This is a genomic window from Pseudomonas sp. Pseusp15 (assembly GCF_059492165.1).
This window is the reverse complement of record NZ_CP168523.1, coordinates 1,887,414-1,905,615: the sequence shown is the minus strand read 5'-3', so window position 1 is coordinate 1,905,615 and position 18,202 is coordinate 1,887,414. Positions and strand designations below refer to the sequence as shown.

At 61.5% G+C, this 18,202-nt stretch carries 10 protein-coding genes; 3 read left to right on the top strand and 7 right to left on the bottom strand.

Annotated elements, in window-relative coordinates:
- Nucleotides 1–63 precede the first annotated feature (63 nt).
- Nucleotides 64–2,061 carry an alpha-1,4-glucan--maltose-1-phosphate maltosyltransferase gene (locus tag ACEN8R_RS08650; RefSeq protein ID WP_018926131.1) on the bottom strand — a complete coding sequence of 666 codons (1,998 nt, stop codon included), beginning with the start codon at nt 2,059–2,061 and terminating at the stop codon, nt 64–66.
- A 278-nt stretch (nt 2,062–2,339) separates the two neighbouring features.
- Here ACEN8R_RS08650 and ACEN8R_RS08645 point away from each other — a divergent pair, with 278 nt between their 5' ends.
- From ACEN8R_RS08645 to mapR, 3 genes are all read left to right on the top strand, one after another.
- Nucleotides 2,340–2,573, top strand: a complete 234-nt coding sequence (locus tag ACEN8R_RS08645) for a DUF3203 family protein (RefSeq protein WP_018926132.1) — start codon at nt 2,340–2,342, stop codon at nt 2,571–2,573.
- Nucleotides 2,574–2,768: 195 nt separating this feature from the next.
- A complete protein-coding gene (gene ccoG, locus ACEN8R_RS08640) occupies nt 2,769–4,199 on the top strand; it encodes a cytochrome c oxidase accessory protein CcoG (RefSeq protein WP_026286422.1) in 1,431 nt (476 codons plus the stop codon).
- 169 nt (nt 4,200–4,368) lie between these two features.
- On the top strand, nt 4,369–5,778 hold the full coding sequence (mapR, locus tag ACEN8R_RS08635) for a GntR family transcriptional regulator MpaR (protein WP_018926134.1): 1,410 nt from the start codon (nt 4,369–4,371) through the stop codon (nt 5,776–5,778).
- Nucleotides 5,779–5,853: 75 nt separating this feature from the next.
- Here the strand turns inward: mapR and ACEN8R_RS08630 are convergent, their stop codons facing one another.
- From ACEN8R_RS08630 to ACEN8R_RS08605, 6 genes are all read right to left on the bottom strand, one after another.
- Nucleotides 5,854–6,600 (bottom strand): SDR family oxidoreductase, encoded by a 747-nt coding sequence (locus ACEN8R_RS08630; RefSeq protein ID WP_018926135.1) that lies wholly within the window; start codon nt 6,598–6,600, stop codon nt 5,854–5,856.
- Between the two features lie 249 nt (nt 6,601–6,849).
- Entirely contained in the window at nt 6,850–8,931 is a 2,082-nt protein-coding gene (locus ACEN8R_RS08625) for a putative bifunctional diguanylate cyclase/phosphodiesterase (protein WP_026286423.1), read from the bottom strand.
- Between the two features lie 259 nt (nt 8,932–9,190).
- On the bottom strand, nt 9,191–10,672 hold the full coding sequence (locus ACEN8R_RS08620; RefSeq protein ID WP_018926137.1) for an efflux transporter outer membrane subunit: 1,482 nt from the start codon (nt 10,670–10,672) through the stop codon (nt 9,191–9,193).
- Nucleotides 10,669–13,776, bottom strand: coding sequence for an efflux RND transporter permease subunit (locus ACEN8R_RS08615; RefSeq protein ID WP_018926138.1), 3,108 nt, complete (start codon nt 13,774–13,776; stop codon nt 10,669–10,671). Before ACEN8R_RS08615 ends, ACEN8R_RS08620 begins: the two co-directional genes overlap by 4 nt.
- Nucleotides 13,773–16,877 (bottom strand): MdtB/MuxB family multidrug efflux RND transporter permease subunit, encoded by a 3,105-nt coding sequence (locus ACEN8R_RS08610; RefSeq protein WP_018926139.1) that lies wholly within the window; start codon nt 16,875–16,877, stop codon nt 13,773–13,775. Before ACEN8R_RS08610 ends, ACEN8R_RS08615 begins: the two co-directional genes overlap by 4 nt.
- Complete coding sequence (locus ACEN8R_RS08605; RefSeq protein ID WP_019020895.1) at nt 16,874–18,190, bottom strand: MdtA/MuxA family multidrug efflux RND transporter periplasmic adaptor subunit; 1,317 nt, start codon at nt 18,188–18,190, stop codon at nt 16,874–16,876. Before ACEN8R_RS08605 ends, ACEN8R_RS08610 begins: the two co-directional genes overlap by 4 nt.
- Nucleotides 18,191–18,202 lie beyond the last annotated feature (12 nt).

Below are 18,202 nucleotides of genomic sequence, written 5' to 3'. Positions count from 1 at the left end.
CTGGGGCCGCTGCGCGACCCAGCGGGAGCAAGCTCCCTCGCCACAAAAGCCCCCTCGCCACAGTCAAGAAGCGGTAATCCGCCAAATCCCGAACGGCAGATGCCACGGTTCGATCCGCATGAACTGGTACTTGCCGTGCCAGGTCCAGCGGTGACCGTTCATCAAGTCTTCGCCTTGGGTGCTGGCATCGTCGGGCAGGCCCATTTCCCACAGCGGCAATTCAAAATTCGCTTCCTGGGCGTTATTCGGATCGAGGCTGACGGCCACCAGAATGAAATTGCTGCCATCCTCACTGCGCTTGCCGAAATACAGAATGTTGTCGTTCCAGGCGTTGTAGACCTTCAGGCCCAGATGCGTGTGCAGCGCCGGGTTCTGCCGGCGGATGCGGTTGAGCTGGGCGATTTCGGCAATGATGTTGCCCGGCGCGTTGAAGTCCCGCGGGCGGATCTCGTACTTCTCGGAATTGAGGTACTCCTCCTTGCCCGGCACCGGCGCCGCTTCACACAGCTCGAAGCCCGAATACATGCCCCATAACCCGGAACCCATGGTCGCAAGCGCCGCGCGAATCAGAAAACCCGGGCGCCCGGAGTCATGCAGGAATGCCGGGTTGATGTCCGGCGTATTGACGAAAAAATTCGGCCGGTAGCATTCACGCCATGGCGACTCGTTGAGTTCGGTGAAATAAGTCGCCAGTTCGGTCTTGGTGTTGCGCCAGGTGAAATAGGTGTAGCTCTGGGAGTAACCGACCTTGCCCAGGCGCGCCATCATCGCCGGCGTGGTAAAGGCTTCCGCCAGAAATATCACCTCGGGGTACAGCGCCCGCACATCGGCGATCAACCACTGCCAGAACGGCAACGGTTTGGTGTGGGGGTTATCAACGCGAAACAGCTTCACGCCCTCTTCGACCCAGCCCACCACGATGTCCCGCAATTCAACCCACAGGCTGGGAATCGCATCCACGGCATAGAAATCGACGTTGACGATGTCCTGATATTTCTTCGGCGGGTTCTCGGCGTATTTGATCGTGCCGTCCGGGCGCCAGTTGAACCAGCCCGGATGCTCTTTGAGCCAAGGGTGATCCTGGGAACACTGAATCGCAAAGTCGAGGGCCACTTCCAGCCCATGTTCGGCGGCCGCCGCGACGAGCCGGCGAAAGTCTTCGCGGCTGCCCAGTTCCGAGTGAATCGCCTCATGCCCGCCTTCTTCGCTGCCGATGGCGTAAGGACTGCCCGGGTCGTCGGGGCCGGCGGTCAACGAGTTGTTCGGGCCTTTTCGATAGCTGCGGCCGATCGGGTGGATCGGCGTGAAGTACAGCACGTCGAAGCCCATGTCCTGAATCATCGCCAGCCGCGTATGCACGTCATTAAAGGTGCCATGACGGGCCGGATCATCCGTGATCGAGCGTGGGAACAATTCATACCAACTGGCGAACTGCGCCAACTCCCGCTCCACGTCCACCGGAAATTCAGGACTCAGGCTCACGAAGGGACGATGATCGGCCTGGGCCATCAAGTCCGCGCTGCGTTGGTGCAGAAACAAGGCAACCTGCTCGGTTTCGAGCAGACCGGACAACTCATGGTGCAACGCCGCCAGCTGCTCGCTGAGGAGGCCTTCACTGCGTTCCGCTGCCTGCTTGACGTGCAGGCGCCCTTCCTGCAATTCCAGGCTGACCGACATGCAGGCCCCGTGCTTCTTTTTCAGCTCATAACAAAAACTGGCGTACCGATCGATCCAGGCTTCGATACAGAACGCATAGCGGCCCTGCTTCTTGACACGGAACTGGCCCTGCCAGCCGTTATTGCCCAACTCGGCCATCACCTCGCTCTGCCAGGTGTCGTCGCCTTCGGCACGCCAACGGATGCGCACGGCCAGTTTGTCATGACCGTCGGCAAACACTTTGCTGGTCACCACCACGTCCTGATCGACCACGGCTTTAACGGCAAATTGCCCGCCATCGAGGGTCGGCATGGTGTTTTCGATCACGATACGCGGCAGCAGCAACGCCTGGGACAGCGGTATATGCGGGTTGTAGCTCAGCTCTGTGGTTTTTTCAGCGGTCATCGAGCATCTCTCCTTACGCCCCAAGGACGCTCTTGTGCCTGGTCATCACTCACACGAAGCGATCTGCCCCGAGATGAACTCAAGGGTATGAACACACATAAGTTCCGAGCCACAGGCGCCGGCAAAGTTCAGAGGGATTTGCCAGGTCCTTCGAGGAATCAATCCCCCGGGCACGGGTCAACCAACTTAAGCACGACTCACGCCATCTATCGGTTGCACAGAACAATCACCGGCAAATGCGCCCTAACACTTAACGAATCCGCAAAAAGGCCTCCTCCATGACCGTGCGCATCGACAACCAGACCTGCTTCTTCATCACCGAAAACGGCGAAGAAATTCGCCTTTGCCCTGATATCACCATAATCACTGACGAGGAAAAATCCATGTCGGCAGTGGAACTCGACGGCCAGCGCTTCTACATCACCGAAGCAGAAGCCGACGCATTGACCGTAGCAGGCGCCGTGGACGGTCGTCGGCATTTGAAGGCCACGAACAGTGATTCGGTGATTTGACTGACCCGCATCAACACACCCCGCCAGCGCCTGACATAGGTACTCGCAGCCCGCCCTTGCGGGTGCATCAAGTTGTCGCAGGCGGGTGTGGGCAGCCCATCTGATCCGCTTTTTATTGCGTTAGCTGAGTCTGTTATGCAAACAGATCGCTGGTCATAGTGCTCAGGCCTGATGGAGGCTGATGAGCGAAAGACCATGAGCGATAGAATCCCCGTCCGAACCGTTGAACCTGCCTCGTTTATAAAAAACAATGAGCCTTCGCGTCCAAAGATGAAGGCCAAGTCCAGTGACAACCTGATCCACACCCGCAGCTTCACCGGCCTGTTCCGCACCCTGCGCATGAGCGGCGCGGGGTTTCTGTTTCTACTGTTCTTCGGCACGGTGTGGCTGAACTGGGGCGGCCGCCAGGCGGTGCTCTGGGACCTGTCCGAAAGCAAATTCCACATCTTCGGCGCGACCTTCTGGCCCCAGGATTTCATCCTGCTGTCGGCGCTGCTGATCATCGCCGCCTTCGGTCTGTTTGCGATCACCGTGTTCGCAGGCCGGGTCTGGTGCGGTTACACCTGCCCGCAGAGCTCCTGGACCTGGATCTTCATGTGGTGCGAGAAGATCACCGAAGGCGAGCGCAACCAGCGGATCAAGCTGCAAGCCGCGCCCTGGGGCCTGAACAAACTGCTCCGTCGCTCGGCCAAACACACCTTGTGGCTGGCGATCAGCCTGCTCACCGGCCTGACCTTTGTCGGCTACTTCACACCGATCCGGCCCCTGGCCGAAGAACTGCTGACTTTGCAAATCGGCGGTGTCAGCCTGTTCTGGGTGCTGTTTTTCACCGGTGCCACTTACATCAACGCCGGCTGGCTACGTGAAGCCGTGTGCATGCACATGTGTCCATACGCACGGTTCCAGAGCGTGATGTTCGACAAGGACACCCTGACCATTTCCTACGACGTGGCTCGCGGCGAAAACCGTGGCCCGCGCAAACGTGAAGTGAAACCCGCCGAGGTCGGCCTGGGTGATTGCATCGACTGTCAGGTGTGCGTCCAGGTTTGCCCGACCGGCATCGACATCCGCGATGGCTTGCAGATGGAATGCATCGGTTGCGCCGCATGCATCGACGCCTGCGATTCGATCATGGACAAAATGGGCTACGCCCGAGGGCTGATCAGCTACACCTCGGAGCATCAATTGCAGGGTGGCAAGACCCACCTGCTGCGCCCGCGCCTGATCGGTTACACCGCGGTGCTGCTGGTGATGATCGGCGCCTTCGCCCTGGCCTTGGTGGAGCGGCCGATGGTGTCGCTGGACGTGAGCAAGGACCGTGGCCTGTTCCGCGAGAACAGCGAAGGCCAGATCGAAAACATCTACAGCCTGAAGGTCATCAACAAGACCCAGCAACGTCAGGAGTACCGTCTGACACTGGTCGACGACGACGGCTTCCAGTTGCAAGGCAAGACCGAACTGAGCCTGGCCCCCGGTGAAATCGTCGATGTACCGGTGTCGGTGGCGATGACCACGGAACGGCCGAGCAGCAGCTCGCAGACGATCAGTTTCAAGATTGTCGACAGCGATGAGCCGGGTATCTATAGCGTGGCCAAGAGCCGCTTTGTTGCACCGATGAACCGCTGAGCCTTTAAGATGCAATCCTTTGTCGGATGCGGTCCCCTGTGGCGAGGGAGCTTGCTCCCGCTGGGGTGCGAAGCGCCCCTGAAAATCTACGACTGCTACGCAGCCGAGCGGGAGCAAGCTCCCTCGCCACAACAGCGCACTACATGAATAACTCCAAATCGGGCACTCGATGAAACGCTACGAAAAATTCGCCGACGACATCGCTGAACTGATCCGCTCCGGCGTTCTTGGCCCCGGCCATCGGGTGCCGTCGGTACGCTACGCCAGCCAGACCTACGGCGTCAGCCCGTCCACGGTGTTCCAGGCCTATTACCTGCTCGAACGTCGCGGCCTGATCCGCGCGCGACCGCGTTCCGGCTACTTCGTCAATGCGCATGCACCAAGCCCGTTCTCGGAGCCGGTGATCAGCAGCCAGGTCAACGAGTCCACCGAAGTCGACGTCAGCGAACTGGTGTTCTCAGTGCTGGACTCGATCAAGGACCCCACCACCGTGCCCTTCGGCTCGGCCTTCCCCAGCCCCACGCTGTTCCCGCTGCAGCGTTTGTCCCGCTCGCTGGCCAGTGCTTCCCGGGAGATGGACCCGCGCATGGTGGTCACCGACATGTCGCCGGGCAACCCGCAACTGCGTCGGCAAATCGCCCTGCGCTACATGGTCGGCGGGCTGATGCTGCCGATGGAAGAACTGCTGATCACCAACGGTGCGCTGGAAGCGCTGAACCTGTGCCTGCAAGCCGTCACCGAGCCTGGCGATCTGGTGGCCATCGAAGCCCCGGCGTTTTACGCCAGCCTGCAAGTGCTGGAACGGCTGAAGCTCAAAGCCGTGGAAATCCCCGTCCACCCGCGAGACGGCATCGACCTCGGCGTACTCGCCCAGACCCTGGAACGGCACCCGATCAAGGCCTGTTGGTGCATGACCAGTTTCCAGAACCCCATGGGCGCGACCATGCCCGAGGCGAAGAAACAGGAACTGGTGGAGTTGTTGCGCAGCCATCAGGTGCCGCTGATCGAGGATGACGTTTACGCCGAGCTCTATTACGGCCAACAGGCGCCGAAACCGGCCAAGGCGTTCGACACCGAAGGGCTGGTGATGCATTGCGGTTCGTTCGCCAAGAGCCTGGCCCCCGGCTACCGCATCGGCTGGGTCGCCGCCGGGCGCTATGCGCAGAAAATCGAACGGCTGAAACTCATGACCTCGCTGTGCGCTTCAATGCCCGCCCAGGCCGCCATCGCCGATTACCTGCAACACGGCGGCTACGACCGGCACCTGCGCAAACTACGTTACGCCCTGGAAGAACAGCAAAGTGCCATGCTCGCCGCCATCGCCCGCTACTTCCCGGCCCAGACCCGCGTCAGCCAACCGGCCGGCGGTTACTTCCTGTGGCTGGAACTGCCACCGCAGATGGATTCGTTGAAATTGTTTCAGATGGCATTGGCGCAGGGGATCAGCATTGCACCGGGGCCGATTTTTTCACCGACCCAGCGGTTCAGGAATTGTATTCGGTTGAATTATGGCAGCCCGTGGACCGAGGATTCGGAGAAGGCGATGGAGACGTTGGGGCGGATTGTCAGGTCCTTTTAACAGCAAAAGATCGCGGCGCCCACAGGCGCGTGGGAGCTGCCGAAGGCTGCGATCTTTTGATCTTGCTTCTGATCTTTACCGCCCACCACCAAGATCGACGAAAGTCCCGGTCGCATACGACGCCTTATCCGACAACAACCACACAATCGCCTCCGCCACTTCATCCGGCCGCCCACCGCGGGCCATCGGAATCGCCGACTCAAGTTTGCTGACCCGGTCCGGATCGCCGCTCAATGCATGGAAATCGGTGTAGATGTAACCCGGACGCACCGCATTGACGCGAATCCCCTCGCCCGCCACTTCCTTGGACAGGCCGATGGTGAAGGTGTCCAGCGCCCCCTTGGACGCGGCGTAATCCACGTACTCGTTGGGTGAACCCAAACGCGAGGCGACCGAGGAGACGTTGACGATGCTGCCGCCCTGCCCGCCGTGTTTGGGCGACATGCGCAAAATCGCGTGTTTGGCGCAGAGGATCGGCGCCAGGACGTTGGTCTTGAGGATTTTCAGAATGCGGAATTCCGACATTTCGTCGATCCGCGACTTTTGCCCGACGGTGCCGGCGTTGTTCACCAGCGCGGTGACCCGACCCAGTTCGGTGTCCACCCGATGAAACAGAGCGATCACTTCGTCTTCGATGCTGACGTCGGCACGCACGGCGATGGCTTGGGCACCGCGTGCGCGGACTTGCTCCAGCACACTGAGCGCCGCCTGTTCGTCGGACTGATAATTGATGCAGATCCGATAACCTTGTTCGGCGGCCAACAGGGCCGTGGCGGCGCCGATTCCACGGCTGCCGCCGGTGATGACGATGACTTTGTCCATGCTGGCTTTCCCCCGTTCCAAGCGTAAGCAGTCGGGGCCAAGAATAACCGCCATTGCGCGGTTTTGCATGGACCTGCGTCAACCCTGTGATGACAAACCTGTGGCGAGGGAGCTTGCTCCCGTTCGGCTGCGAAGCAGTCGTAAATTCAGGCAACCTGGTAGATCTGAAGAAATGAGGGGGGCCGCTTCGCTGCCCAGCGGGAGCAAGCTCCCTCGCCACAGGCATTCCCCCATCATCTCAGGGGTCCGTCAGCCGGTAGCCGATTGCTCCCCGCGGTGTATGTCGACCATGAAGCGATCGGCCGGCAGCGGATGCCCGAGCAGGTAGCCCTGCAACGAGTCGCAGCCCAGCTGGGTCAGGAAGTCTTGCTGGACGCCGGTTTCCACCCCTTCGGCGACGATCCGCAGGCCCAGCGCCTGGCCGAGGGCGACGATGGCCGAGACAATGGCCGCGTCGTCGCTGTCGTGCTCCAGATCGCGGACGAAACCCCGGTCGATCTTCAGTTCATTGGCCGGCAGGCGCTTGAGGTACATCAAGCTCGAATAGCCGGTACCGAAGTCATCGATGGACAGGTCGACGCCCATTTCCGACAGCTCCTGCAACACCGTCATGCTCGCATCGGCGTCGCTCATGGCGGTGGTTTCGGTGATTTCCAGGGTCAGGCTGTTGGCCGGCAGATGATGGGTGGCCAGGGCTTTGGCAACGCTCTGCACCAGCCCCGCGTGGCAGAATTGCAAGGCCGAGAGGTTCACCGCGATACGCCAATCGGTGTAACCGAGCACGTACCACTCGCGCATCTGCCGGCAGGCCTCGTTGAGCACCCACTCGCCAATCGGAATGATCAGCCCGGTCTTCTCCGCAAGGTCAATGAACGTGTCCGGCTGCAGCAGGCCCAGGGTCGGATGCTCCCAGCGCAGCAACGCCTCGGCGCCCACTGGCCGGCCATGACCGGCGTCGAATTTGGGCTGGTAATAAAGCTTGAACTGTTGCTGATCGACGGCACTGCGCAAGTCCTGGAGCAATTGCAGCTGTTTGCGCGCGTTGCTGTTCATCGAGGCGTCGAAGAAGCGATGACCGTTTTTCCCGGCGCCTTTGGCGTGGTACATCGCGGCATCGGCGTTCATCAGCAACTCATCGGCCGTCTGACCGTTGCCCGGATAGAGCGCGATACCGACACTGGCGGAAATCTGCAAGTCATGTTCGGCGACCCGGAACGAGCGCGCAATCAACCCGACCTGACGCTCCGCCAGGCTCAGCGCATCGTTTGGCTCGTTCAGGCGCACCAGCAACACGAACTCGTCGCCGCCGATCCGCGCCAGGGTGTCCTGGCTACGCAGGTCTTCGCGCAGGCGCAGTGCAACTTCACGCAACAGCTGGTCGCCCATGTGATGGCCGAACGCATCGTTGACCGGTTTGAAGCCGTCCAGATCAATGAACATCAACGCAAAACAGCTGCCCTGCTCCTGCACTTTCGATATGGCCTGATCGATACGGTCGGCCAGCAACATGCGGTTGGGCAAACCGGTCAGGGTGTCGTGCAAGGCCAGTTGAGTGAGTTCACGGTTGGCCACGGTCAGCGAGTGGGCGAGGTCCGCGGTGCGAGCCTCCAGGCGGGCATCGAGGATCGACGTCAGCAAGGCGATGCTCAATATCGCCAAGGTGGTGATCAGCACCAGGCTGTCCAGCCCCTTGCCGTTCAAGCCGCTGACCGCCGCACCACAGAAACTGCCGGCGGCAAAGCGCGCCGCGGCCATGCCGGTGTAGTGCATGCCGACGATGGCAATGCCCATGATGACTGCAGCACCCGCACGGAACAGGCGAACATGCGGCGTGTGCTGGCGCAGGCGGAAAGCGATCCATAACGCCGCGCCCGACGCGCCGACGGCAATCAGCAACGACGCGCCAAACAGAGTCGGGTCGTAATCGATTCCCGGCTGCATGCGCATGGCGGCCATGCCGGTGTAATGCATGGCGCTGATACCCGCGCCCATGACCAGCGCGCCGAACGCCAGTTGCCAGGCCGGGAGCCGTGGCTGACTGACCAGCCAAAGGGCAAAGCCGCAAGACAGCACCGCGATCAACAGCGACAGTGCCGTGAGGGTGGTGTCGTAGCCCAGGTCGATCGGCAATGTGAACGCAAGCATGCCGATGAAATGCATCGACCACACGCCGATGCCCATCGCAAAAGCGCCGCCCGCCGTCCATAAATGCACCGCTCGGCCCTTAGCCGTGGCGATGCGTCCGGTGAGGTCAAGCGCGGTATAAGAGGCCAGTATCGCCACGCACAGCGATATGAAAACCAGCGTAAGGGAATAACTACCAATGAGCATGGGATTTCTCGCAACAGCCCCCGCCATACTGTGTTTGTTCTCGGGGAGCAAAGCCGGCGATTGTACTGATTCCGCGGACGAACGCACTCACAAAGTAATCAAAAGGCCATCAAGATGATTGTGGCGAGGGCGCTTGCTCCCGCTGGACGGCGAAGCCGTCCCAAAGATGCTCACGCGTACATTCAGTCAAAACGCATCAATCGGTTTGCGACTGCTTCGCAGCCGAGCGGGAGCAAGCTCCCTCGCCACAGGGATGGGGTTATTGCTTGTCACTCACCTGAAGCTGCCCGTCCCACCCACCGCCCAGCGCGGCAATCAACTGCACGCTGGCAATCAGCCGGCTCTGCAACAGGCTCAGCGCGTTGCGTTCGTTGTTCAACGCCGTAGCCTGAACCACCACCACATCCAGATAGGCAATCAACCCGGCCTTGTACTGATTCCGGGTCAAGCGAAGAGACTCGCGCGCCGCATCCAGAGCTTCCTGGCGCACGACCGCTTCGTCTTCCAGCACCTTGAGCTGCACCAGGTAATTTTCTACCTCGCGAAAACCATCGAGCACGGTCTGGCGGTATTTGGCGACAGTCTCGTCGTAGGCCGCTTCACTGCGATCGACTTCCGCCGAGCGCTGACCACCGTCGAACAGGGTCATGGCCAGTTGTGGGCCGACCGACCAGAAACGGTTCGGCAAGCTGATCCAGTTGGCGTAAGTGCTACTGCTATAGCCGCCGTTCATGCTCAGGGTCAGGTCCGGGTAGTAGGCCGCCTTCGCCACGCCGATGTTGGCGTTGGCGGCCATCACCGAGCGTTCGGCGGAGGCGATGTCCGGGCGCCGTTCCAGCAGCTGCGAAGGCAAGCTCAGCGGCACCTGGGGAAGCGCCGGGATGTCTGGGGTTTCGGCCAGGCTGAATTCGGCCGGTGGCAGGCCGATCAGCACGGCGATGGCGTTCTCGAACTGCGCGCGCTGCCAGATCAGGTCGACCATCTCCGCCTGGGTGGTTTTGAGCTGAGTGGTGGCCTGGGCCACCGCATCCTTGCCGGAAACTCCGGCGCGGTACTGGTTTTCGGTCATTTTCAGCGAGCGCTGATAGGCCTCGACTGTCGCTTCCAGCAGGCGTTTCTGCTCATCGATCACCCGCAATTGCAGGTAGTTCTGCACCAGCTCCGATTGCTGGCTCAGGCGCATCGCCGCCAGGTCGGCAAAACTCGCCTGGGCGTTGGCCGTGTCGGCTTCCAGGCCTCGACGCAATTTGCCCCAGATATCGGCTTCCCAACTGACCCCGGCCTGTGCCGAGTAAGTGTCACGGATACCGCTGGACGAACTGCTCAGGCTCGAACTGCTGCTGCCGGTGCCCTGGCTGGAGCGGTTCTTGCTGACGGTCAGGTCCACCGTCGGAAAAAACGCCCCACGGGCACTGCGCACCAAGGCCTGGGCCTGACGGTACTGGGCCTCGGACTGGGCAACGGTCTGATTGGCGCTGTTGAGCTTTTCGATCAGGCCGTTGAGCTGCTGATCGCCATACAGCTCCCACCAGGCACCACGCGCCAACGAATCGCTGGGGTTGGCCTGACGCCAGCCGGCCGCCTCTTTGTACTGCGCAGGTGCGGCGGCTTGCGGGCGCTGGTAATCCGGGCCGATGGCGCAGGCACTGAGCATTGCCACGCACAGCGACAGGCTCAGCAAACGCGAGCCTCGGGCCGTGATCAGCGGTGCAGCCAGGTTGAGAAGCGAACGGTCAGTCATAGCGGAGTTTCCAGAGCAGCATCGGTACGCACCCCACGCCAGCGGTTGAAACGATGGCGCAGTTTGTCGAGATAGAGGTAAACCACCGGGGTGGTGTAAAGGGTCAGCACCTGGCTGAAGACCAGCCCGCCGATGATGGTCAGGCCCAGCGGCTGACGCATTTCCGCCCCTTCGGCGCGGCTCAGCAGCAGCGGCAAGGCACCGAGGATCGCCGCCAGGGTGGTCATCAGAATCGGTCGCAGCCGTTGCAGGCAGGCGCTGCGGATCGATTCCAGCGGCTCCAGGCCTTGGTGCCGTTCCAGTTGCAGCGCCAGGTCGATCATCAGAATGGCGTTTTTCTTCACTACACCAATCAACAGGAACAGTCCCAACAAGGAGATCAGGCTGAACTCACCGCCCAGCACATAGATCGACAGCAGCGCGCCGACCCCGGCCGATGGCAAGGTCGAAAGAATGGTCAGCGGATGAATGTAGCTTTCATACAGCACACCCAGCACCAGATACACCGCGACCAGCGCGCCGAGAATCATCCACGGCTGGCTCTTCTGTGCGGCGGCGAAGGCATCGGCGGTGCCGGCCATTTTCGCGATCACGTCTTCCGGCAGGCCGAGTTTGGCAATCGCCCGCTCGATGGCCGCCGAGCCCTGCTCCACCGTCACCCCTTCGGCCATGTCGAAGGCGATGCTTTCCGAAGCGAACTGGCCTTCGTGGCTGACCCGATCGTTTTCCAGGCTGCTCTCATAGTGGGCGATGGTCGACAACGGAATTCGCGCGCCGTCGGCAGTGATCACTTTGACCTGGTTCAGGGTGACCGGGTCCTGGGCGTATTTCGGATTGACCTCCATCACCACCTGATACTGGTTGAGGCTGTCGTAGATCGTCGAAATCTGCCGCTGGCTATAGGCGTTGTTCAGCACCGCCGTGACCATGTTCATGTCCACGCCCAGCCGCTTGGCCTGATCGCGATCGACGATCAGCGTCACTTGCTGGGCGCCACGGCCTTCACGGGCGTCAATCGCCGTCAGCTCAGGCAGGGCCTTGAAGGCGGCAACGACTTTCGGATACCACTCGCGTAACGCACCGAGATCGCCACTTTGCAGGATGTAGGAATACTGCGAGGTGGTCTGCTCGCGACCGCCGCCGAATTGCAGGTCCTGGTCGGCCATCAGCATCAGTTGCGCACCGGGCACTTTGGGCATTTCCTTGCGCAAACGCTCGATGACTTTCTGCGCGGACAGATTGCGTTCCTTGATCGGCTTGAGCCGCACCAGCATGAACGCGTTATTGGTGCCATTGTTGCCACCGATGAACCCTGCAACGCTTTGCACCGCGTCGTCCTTGAGCACGGCGCGGCGGAAGGTTTCCATCTTCGGCTGCATCACGCTGAACGACAGGCCATTATCGCCACGCACGAAACCGATCAGCTGGCCGGTGTCTTGCTGGGGAAGAAAGGTTTTGGGAACAACAACATACAGCGCAATGTTTACGCCAATCGTCACGAACAGACTGAGCAAGGTCAGTCGGCGATGACGCAGCACCCAGTCGAGGCTGGTGGCGTATTTGCCGACCATCCACTCATTGGCCCGCTGGCTCCAGCGTTGCAAACGGTTTTCCTGCCCCGGCGTATGCGGCTTGAGCCAGCGCGCACAAAGCATTGGCGTCAGCGTCAGCGACACCAGCAGCGACACCACGATGGCCGCCGCCAGGGTGATGGAAAACTCGCGGAACAGGCTTTCGATGATCCCGCCCATGAACAGGATCGACAGGAACACCGCCACCAGCGAGACGTTCATCGATAGCAGCGTGAAGCCGACCTCCTGCGCCCCGAGGTACGCGGCCTTCATCGGCGGTACGCCCTTGTCGATGTGCCGGGAAATGTTCTCCAGCACCACGATGGCATCGTCCACCACCAGCCCGGTGGCCAGAATCAGCGCCATCAGCGACAGGTTGTTCAGGGAGAAGCCGTAGAGGTACATCACGGCAAACGTGCCCACCAGTGACACCGGCACCGCCAGGGTCGGAATCAAAGAGGCGCGAAAGTTACCGAGGAACAGGAACACCACCAGAATCACCAGCGCCACGGCAATCAACAGGGTCATTTCCGCTTCGTGCAGGGTGGCCTTGATCACCGGCGAACGGTCCATCGCCAGGTTCAGCTTGACGCTGGCCGGCAGCACCGCCTGCAATGCCGGCAACTGCGCCTTGATCTCGTTGACCGTCTCGATGATGTTGGCGCCGGCCTGGCGGTTGATCACCAACAAGACTGCCGCGTCATCGTTGAAGAACCCGCTGTTGTAGCGGTCCTCGACGCTGTCGCTGACCTTGGCCACATCCTTCAATCGCAGGGCTGCGCCGTCTGCGTAGTGAATGATCAGCGACTCGTAATCCTTGGCCTTTTCCAGTTGATCGTTGGCCTGGACCTGCCACAGCCGCTGGCCGTCTTCGACCGAGCCCTTGGGCCGGCGCACGTTGGCGTTGGCGATGGTGGTGCGCACATCGTCCAGTGCCACGCCGTACTGGTTGAGCGCCTGGGGTTCGAGCTCGATGCGCACCGCCGGCAACGAACTGCCGCCGATCTGCACTTCACCTACGCCCTGCACCTGAGACAGGCTCTGGGACAGAATGGTCGAGGCCAAATCGTAGAGCTGGCCTTTTTCCAACACATCCGAGGTCAGCGACAGCACCATGATCGGCGCTTGCGATGGGTTGACCTTCTTGTAAGTCGGCATGCTGCGCATTCCGCTGGGCAGCAGGTTGCGCGAGGCGTTGATCGCCGCCTGCACTTCCCGCGCCGCGCCGTTGATGTCGCGGTCCAGGTCGAACTGCAGAATCACCCGGGTCGAGCCCTGGCTGGAACGGCTGCTCATGGTGTTGACCCCGGCGATGGTGCCGAAGGAACGCTCCAGCGGCGTGGCCACGGTTGAGGCCATGACCTCCGGGCTCGCACCAGGCAGGCTCGCCTGGACCACGATCACCGGAAAATCCATCTGCGGCAGTGGCGATACCGGCAACAGGCCGAAGCTCACGCCGCCCAGCAGCATGATCGCCAGGCTCAGCAACATCGTCGCGACCGGGCGCTTGATGAAAGGTCCGGACAGGTTCATGGCTGCTCTACCGGGTCCACGGACTGGGTCTTACGGCCCCAGCGCCGCCCGAGGCGGTCGAAGTACAAGTAGATAACGGGTGTGGTGAACAGCGTCAGTACCTGACTCACCAACAAGCCACCGACCATCACCAGACCCAGAGGCTGGCGCAACTCCGCGCCGGAACCGGTGGCGAGCATCAGTGGCACCGCGCCGAACAATGCCGCCAGGGTGGTCATCAGAATCGGCCGGAAACGCAACAGAGCCGCCTGATAGATCGCAGCCTGCGGGTCCATGCCCTGATTACGTTCAGCCTCGAGGGCGAAGTCGATCATCATGATCGCGTTCTTTTTCACGATACCGATCAGCAAGATGATGCCGATGATCGCGATCATCCCCAGGTCATTACCGCTCAACAGCAGCGCCAGCAAGGCGCCGACCGCCGCCGAGGGCAAGGTCGAGAGGATGGTGATCGGGTGAATGTAGCTCTCGTAGAGCACGCCGAGCACGATGTACATGGTCACCACCGCCGCCAGAATCAGCAGCAAGGTGCTCGACAGCGACGCCTGGAACGCTTCGGCCGCGCCCTGGAACTGGGTCTGCACGCCAATCGGCATGCCGATGTCTTTCTGCACCTGATCGATGATCTGCACCGCATGCCCCAACGCCACGCCGGGCGTCAGGTTGAACGACATCATCACCGCCGGGAACTGGCCGATGTGGGTGATCGCCAGTTGCGCCTGACGCTCCTCGACATGCGCCAGGCTGGACAGGCGCACTTGCCCGCCATCGGTGGTCTTGACGTGAATCTGGTTCAGCGCATCGGGGCCGATCTTCTCGCCGGACTGCGATTGCAGCACCACGCGGTACTGGCTGGCCTGGGTGTAAATGGTGGAAATCTGCCGCTGGCCGAAGGCGTCGTAGAGCGCGTCGGTGATGTTCGATACCGATACGCCAACCCGCGACGCCGCATCGCGGTCGATCACCAGATAAACCTGCAAACCCTTGTCCTGCAAATCGCTGGCGACATCGGTCAGTTCCGGCCGTTGCGCCAGGGCTTCGACCAGACGCCCGCTCCACAAGCCAAGCAACTCGGCATCCGGCGACGACATGCTGAACTGGTACTGCGTACGGCTGACCCGATCTTCGATGGTCAGGTCCTGCACCGGCTGCATGAACAGGCGAATGCCAACCAGCTTGTCCAGCTCCGGTTGCAAGCGGGCAATGACTTGGGTGGCGCTCAGGTTGCGGTGGCTGTGGGACTTGAGGTTGATCAGTAACCGGCCGCTGTTGAGCGTCGAGTTATCACCGTCGACGCCAATATAGGACGACAGGCTTTCGACCGCAGGGTCAGCCAGGATCACCTTGGCCAATTCCTGCTGGCGCGCGCTCATCGCCGCGAAGGAAATCGACTGTGGCGCCTCGGAAATCCCCTGGATCACCCCGGTGTCCTGCACCGGGAAGAAACCCTTGGGCACCACCATGTACAGGAACACGGTCAATGCCAGCGTGCCGATGGCCACCAGCAAAGTCGCTGGTTGATGCTTGAGCACCCACTGCAACTTGCGCCCGTAGGCGGCGATCATCCAGTCGATGGTCGCGCCACTGGAGCGGTAGAACCAGCCCTGATCTTTTTCCTTGGGCTCACGCTTGAGCAACCGCGCGCACATCATCGGCGTCAGGGTCAGGGACACTACCAGCGAAATCAGGATCGCCACCGCCAACGTGATCGCGAACTCGCGGAACAAGCGCCCCACCACGTCGGCCATGAACAGCAGCGGAATCAGCACCGCGATCAACGACAGGGTCAGGGAAATCAGGGTAAAGCCGATCTGCTTGGCGCCCTTGAGCGCCGCTTGCAGCGGGCTGTCGCCCTCTTCGATGAAGCGGGAAATGTTCTCCAGCATGACGATTGCATCGTCCACCACGAAACCGGTGGCGATAGTCAGCGCCATCAGGGTCAGGTTGTTGACCGAAAACCCGGCGAGGTACATCACGCCGAAGGTGCCGATCAACGACAGCGGCACCGCCACCGACGGAATGATCGTGGCACTGGCTCGCCGCAGGAACAGGAACGTGACCATCACCACCAGGGCGATGGCGATCAGCAGTTCGTGTTGCACGTCGGTGACCGAGGCGCGGATGGTTTGTGTGCGATCGGTGAGCACCGTGACGTCGAGGCCGGCCGGCAGGTTGTCGGTGATGCTCGGCAGCAAGGCCTTGATCCGGTCGACCACCTCGATGACATTGGCGCCGGGCTGACGCTGGATGTTCAGCAGCACGGCCTGGTTTTCATTGGCCCATGCCGCCAGGCGTTCGTTCTCGGCGCCATCGACAATTTCCGCCACGTCCTTGAGCCGCAACGGCGCGCCGTTTTTATAGGCCAGAATCAGGTTGGCGTAGTCCTTGGGCGACGTCAGCTGGTCGTTGGCGTCGAGCATCGACACCCGGGTCGGGCCGTCGAAGTTGCCCTTGGGCTGGTTGACGTTGGAGGCACCGATCAAGGTGCGCACGTCCGACAGGTTCAGGCCGTTGGCCGCCAGGGCCTCGGGGTTGACCTTGATCCGCACCGCCTGACGCTGACCGCCGGCAATAGTGACCATGCCGACGCCGCTGATCTGGGCGATTTTCTGTGCCATACGGGTGTCGACCAAGTCATTGAGCTTGGGCAGCAGCATGGTTTTGGAGGTGATGGCCAGGGTCAGCACCGGGGTATCCGCCGGGTTGACCTTGTTGTACACCGGCGGCGCTGGCAAATCCTTGGGCAGCAAATTGGTCGCGGCGTTGATCGCGGCCTGCACTTGCTGCTCGGCGACGTCCATGTTGATGTCGAGGCTGAACCGCAGGGTCAGCACCGAGGCACCACCGGAACTGGTCGAGGCCATCTGGGTCAGGCCGGGCATCTGGCCGAACTGACGTTCCAGCGGCGCAGTCACGGCACTGGTCATGACATCCGGGCTGGCGCCGGGATAGAGCGTCATGACGCGGATGGTCGGGTAATCGACCTGAGGCAATGCCGACACCGGCAGCAGCCGATAAGCGATCACCCCGGCCAGAATAATGGCCAGCATGCTCAGGGTCGTGGCGACCGGGCGAAGGATGAACAGCCGCGAGATGTTCATGCGCCGCCCTTTTTCGCCTTGTCGGTGGCCGCCGGCTCGCCTGGGGTCGCCGCCGATTTGCCTTGCAGATGTTCGGTCGGAGTGGTCGGTACATCCTTGCTGTCGTTGACCACCTCCACTTCACTGCCGTCCTTCAGGCGGTCGGTGCCTTCCAGCACCACCCGATCACCGATGGCCAGGCCTTCAGTGATCACGGTGTTTTCCCCGTCACTGGCGCCGACTTTCAACTGGCGGATGGTGACCTTCTTGTCGCCGTCCAGCGCATAGACGAATGTGCCGTTGGTGCCGAACTGGATCGCCGCCGAGGGTGCAAGCACCACATCTTTAAGGGTATCGGCCAGCAGGTGCACGTTGACGAACTGATTGGGGAACAGCGCTTGATCGCGGTTCTCGTAGCGGGCCTTGAATTTCAGGGTGCCGGTGGTGACGTCGATCTGGTTATCGAGGCTCTGCAACACGCCGGTGGCCTGCAATTGGGTGTCGCCGCGGTCCCAGGCTTCGGCGGGCAGCTTGGCGCCGGTGCGATAGCGGGTCAGCACGGTGTCCAGGCTGTTTTCCGGCAAGGTAAAGGCCACGCTGATCGGTTGGGTCTGGGTGATGATCACCAGCGCCGTGGTGTCGTTGGCCGCCACAAGGTTGCCGACGTCCAGCTGCCGCAGACCCACACGCCCGGTGATCGGAGCGCGGATCTTGGTGAATTCCAGATTGAGCTTGGCGTCGTTGACCGCCGCCTGATTGGTCTTGACCGTACCCTGATACTGGGCGACCAGCGCTTCGGCGGTGTCCAGGGTTTGCTTGGCGATACTGTCTTCGCGGTACAGGCCACGATAACGCTCGACGTCGACCTGGGCGTTTTTCAATTGCGCCTGATTCTGCAGCAAGGTGCCTTCGGCCTGGAGCAAGGCATTCTGATAAGGACGTGGATCGATCTCGGCCAGCAGGTCACCCGCCTTGACCATCTGCCCTTCTTCGAAATAGACCTTGACCAGTTCGCCACCGACGCGGCTGCGCACATTGATGGTGTTCAGCGCCGTGACCGTGCCCAGCGCCTTGTAATACAGCGGAAAATCGCCTTTGACCACCGGCGCCACGCGCACCGGAACCGGTCCCGTCGCCCCGCCGAATCCCGGACGCATCCCCCCCGACCGACCGGTATGCCCGGCAACGGCTTTCTGCCCTGCGCCCTCCTTCGGGCTGCTGCCAGCGGGCCAGAACTTCCAGCACAGGCCGACGATGACCAACAGGACAAGCAGGCCGAACAGCCAGCGACGAGGATTGCGGGAAGCGGAGGATTGCATGGAATGATCAACCATTGGGCGCGTGCG

Excerpts from the sequence above, each read along its gene's own strand:
- ACEN8R_RS08650 (WP_018926131.1), bottom strand. The coding sequence starts at position 2,061 with ATGACCGCTGAAAAAACCACAGAGCTGAGCTACAACCCGCATATACCG.
- ACEN8R_RS08645 (WP_018926132.1), top strand. The coding sequence starts at position 2,340 with ATGACCGTGCGCATCGACAACCAGACCTGCTTCTTCATCACCGAAAAC.
- ccoG (WP_026286422.1), top strand. The coding sequence starts at position 2,769 with ATGAGCGATAGAATCCCCGTCCGAACCGTTGAACCTGCCTCGTTTATA.
- mapR (WP_018926134.1), top strand. The coding sequence starts at position 4,369 with ATGAAACGCTACGAAAAATTCGCCGACGACATCGCTGAACTGATCCGC.
- ACEN8R_RS08630 (WP_018926135.1), bottom strand. The coding sequence starts at position 6,600 with ATGGACAAAGTCATCGTCATCACCGGCGGCAGCCGTGGAATCGGCGCC.
- ACEN8R_RS08625 (WP_026286423.1), bottom strand. The coding sequence starts at position 8,931 with ATGCTCATTGGTAGTTATTCCCTTACGCTGGTTTTCATATCGCTGTGC.
- ACEN8R_RS08620 (WP_018926137.1), bottom strand. The coding sequence starts at position 10,672 with ATGACTGACCGTTCGCTTCTCAACCTGGCTGCACCGCTGATCACGGCC.
- ACEN8R_RS08615 (WP_018926138.1), bottom strand. The coding sequence starts at position 13,776 with ATGAACCTGTCCGGACCTTTCATCAAGCGCCCGGTCGCGACGATGTTG.
- ACEN8R_RS08610 (WP_018926139.1), bottom strand. The coding sequence starts at position 16,877 with ATGAACATCTCGCGGCTGTTCATCCTTCGCCCGGTCGCCACGACCCTG.
- ACEN8R_RS08605 (WP_019020895.1), bottom strand. The coding sequence starts at position 18,190 with ATGGTTGATCATTCCATGCAATCCTCCGCTTCCCGCAATCCTCGTCGC.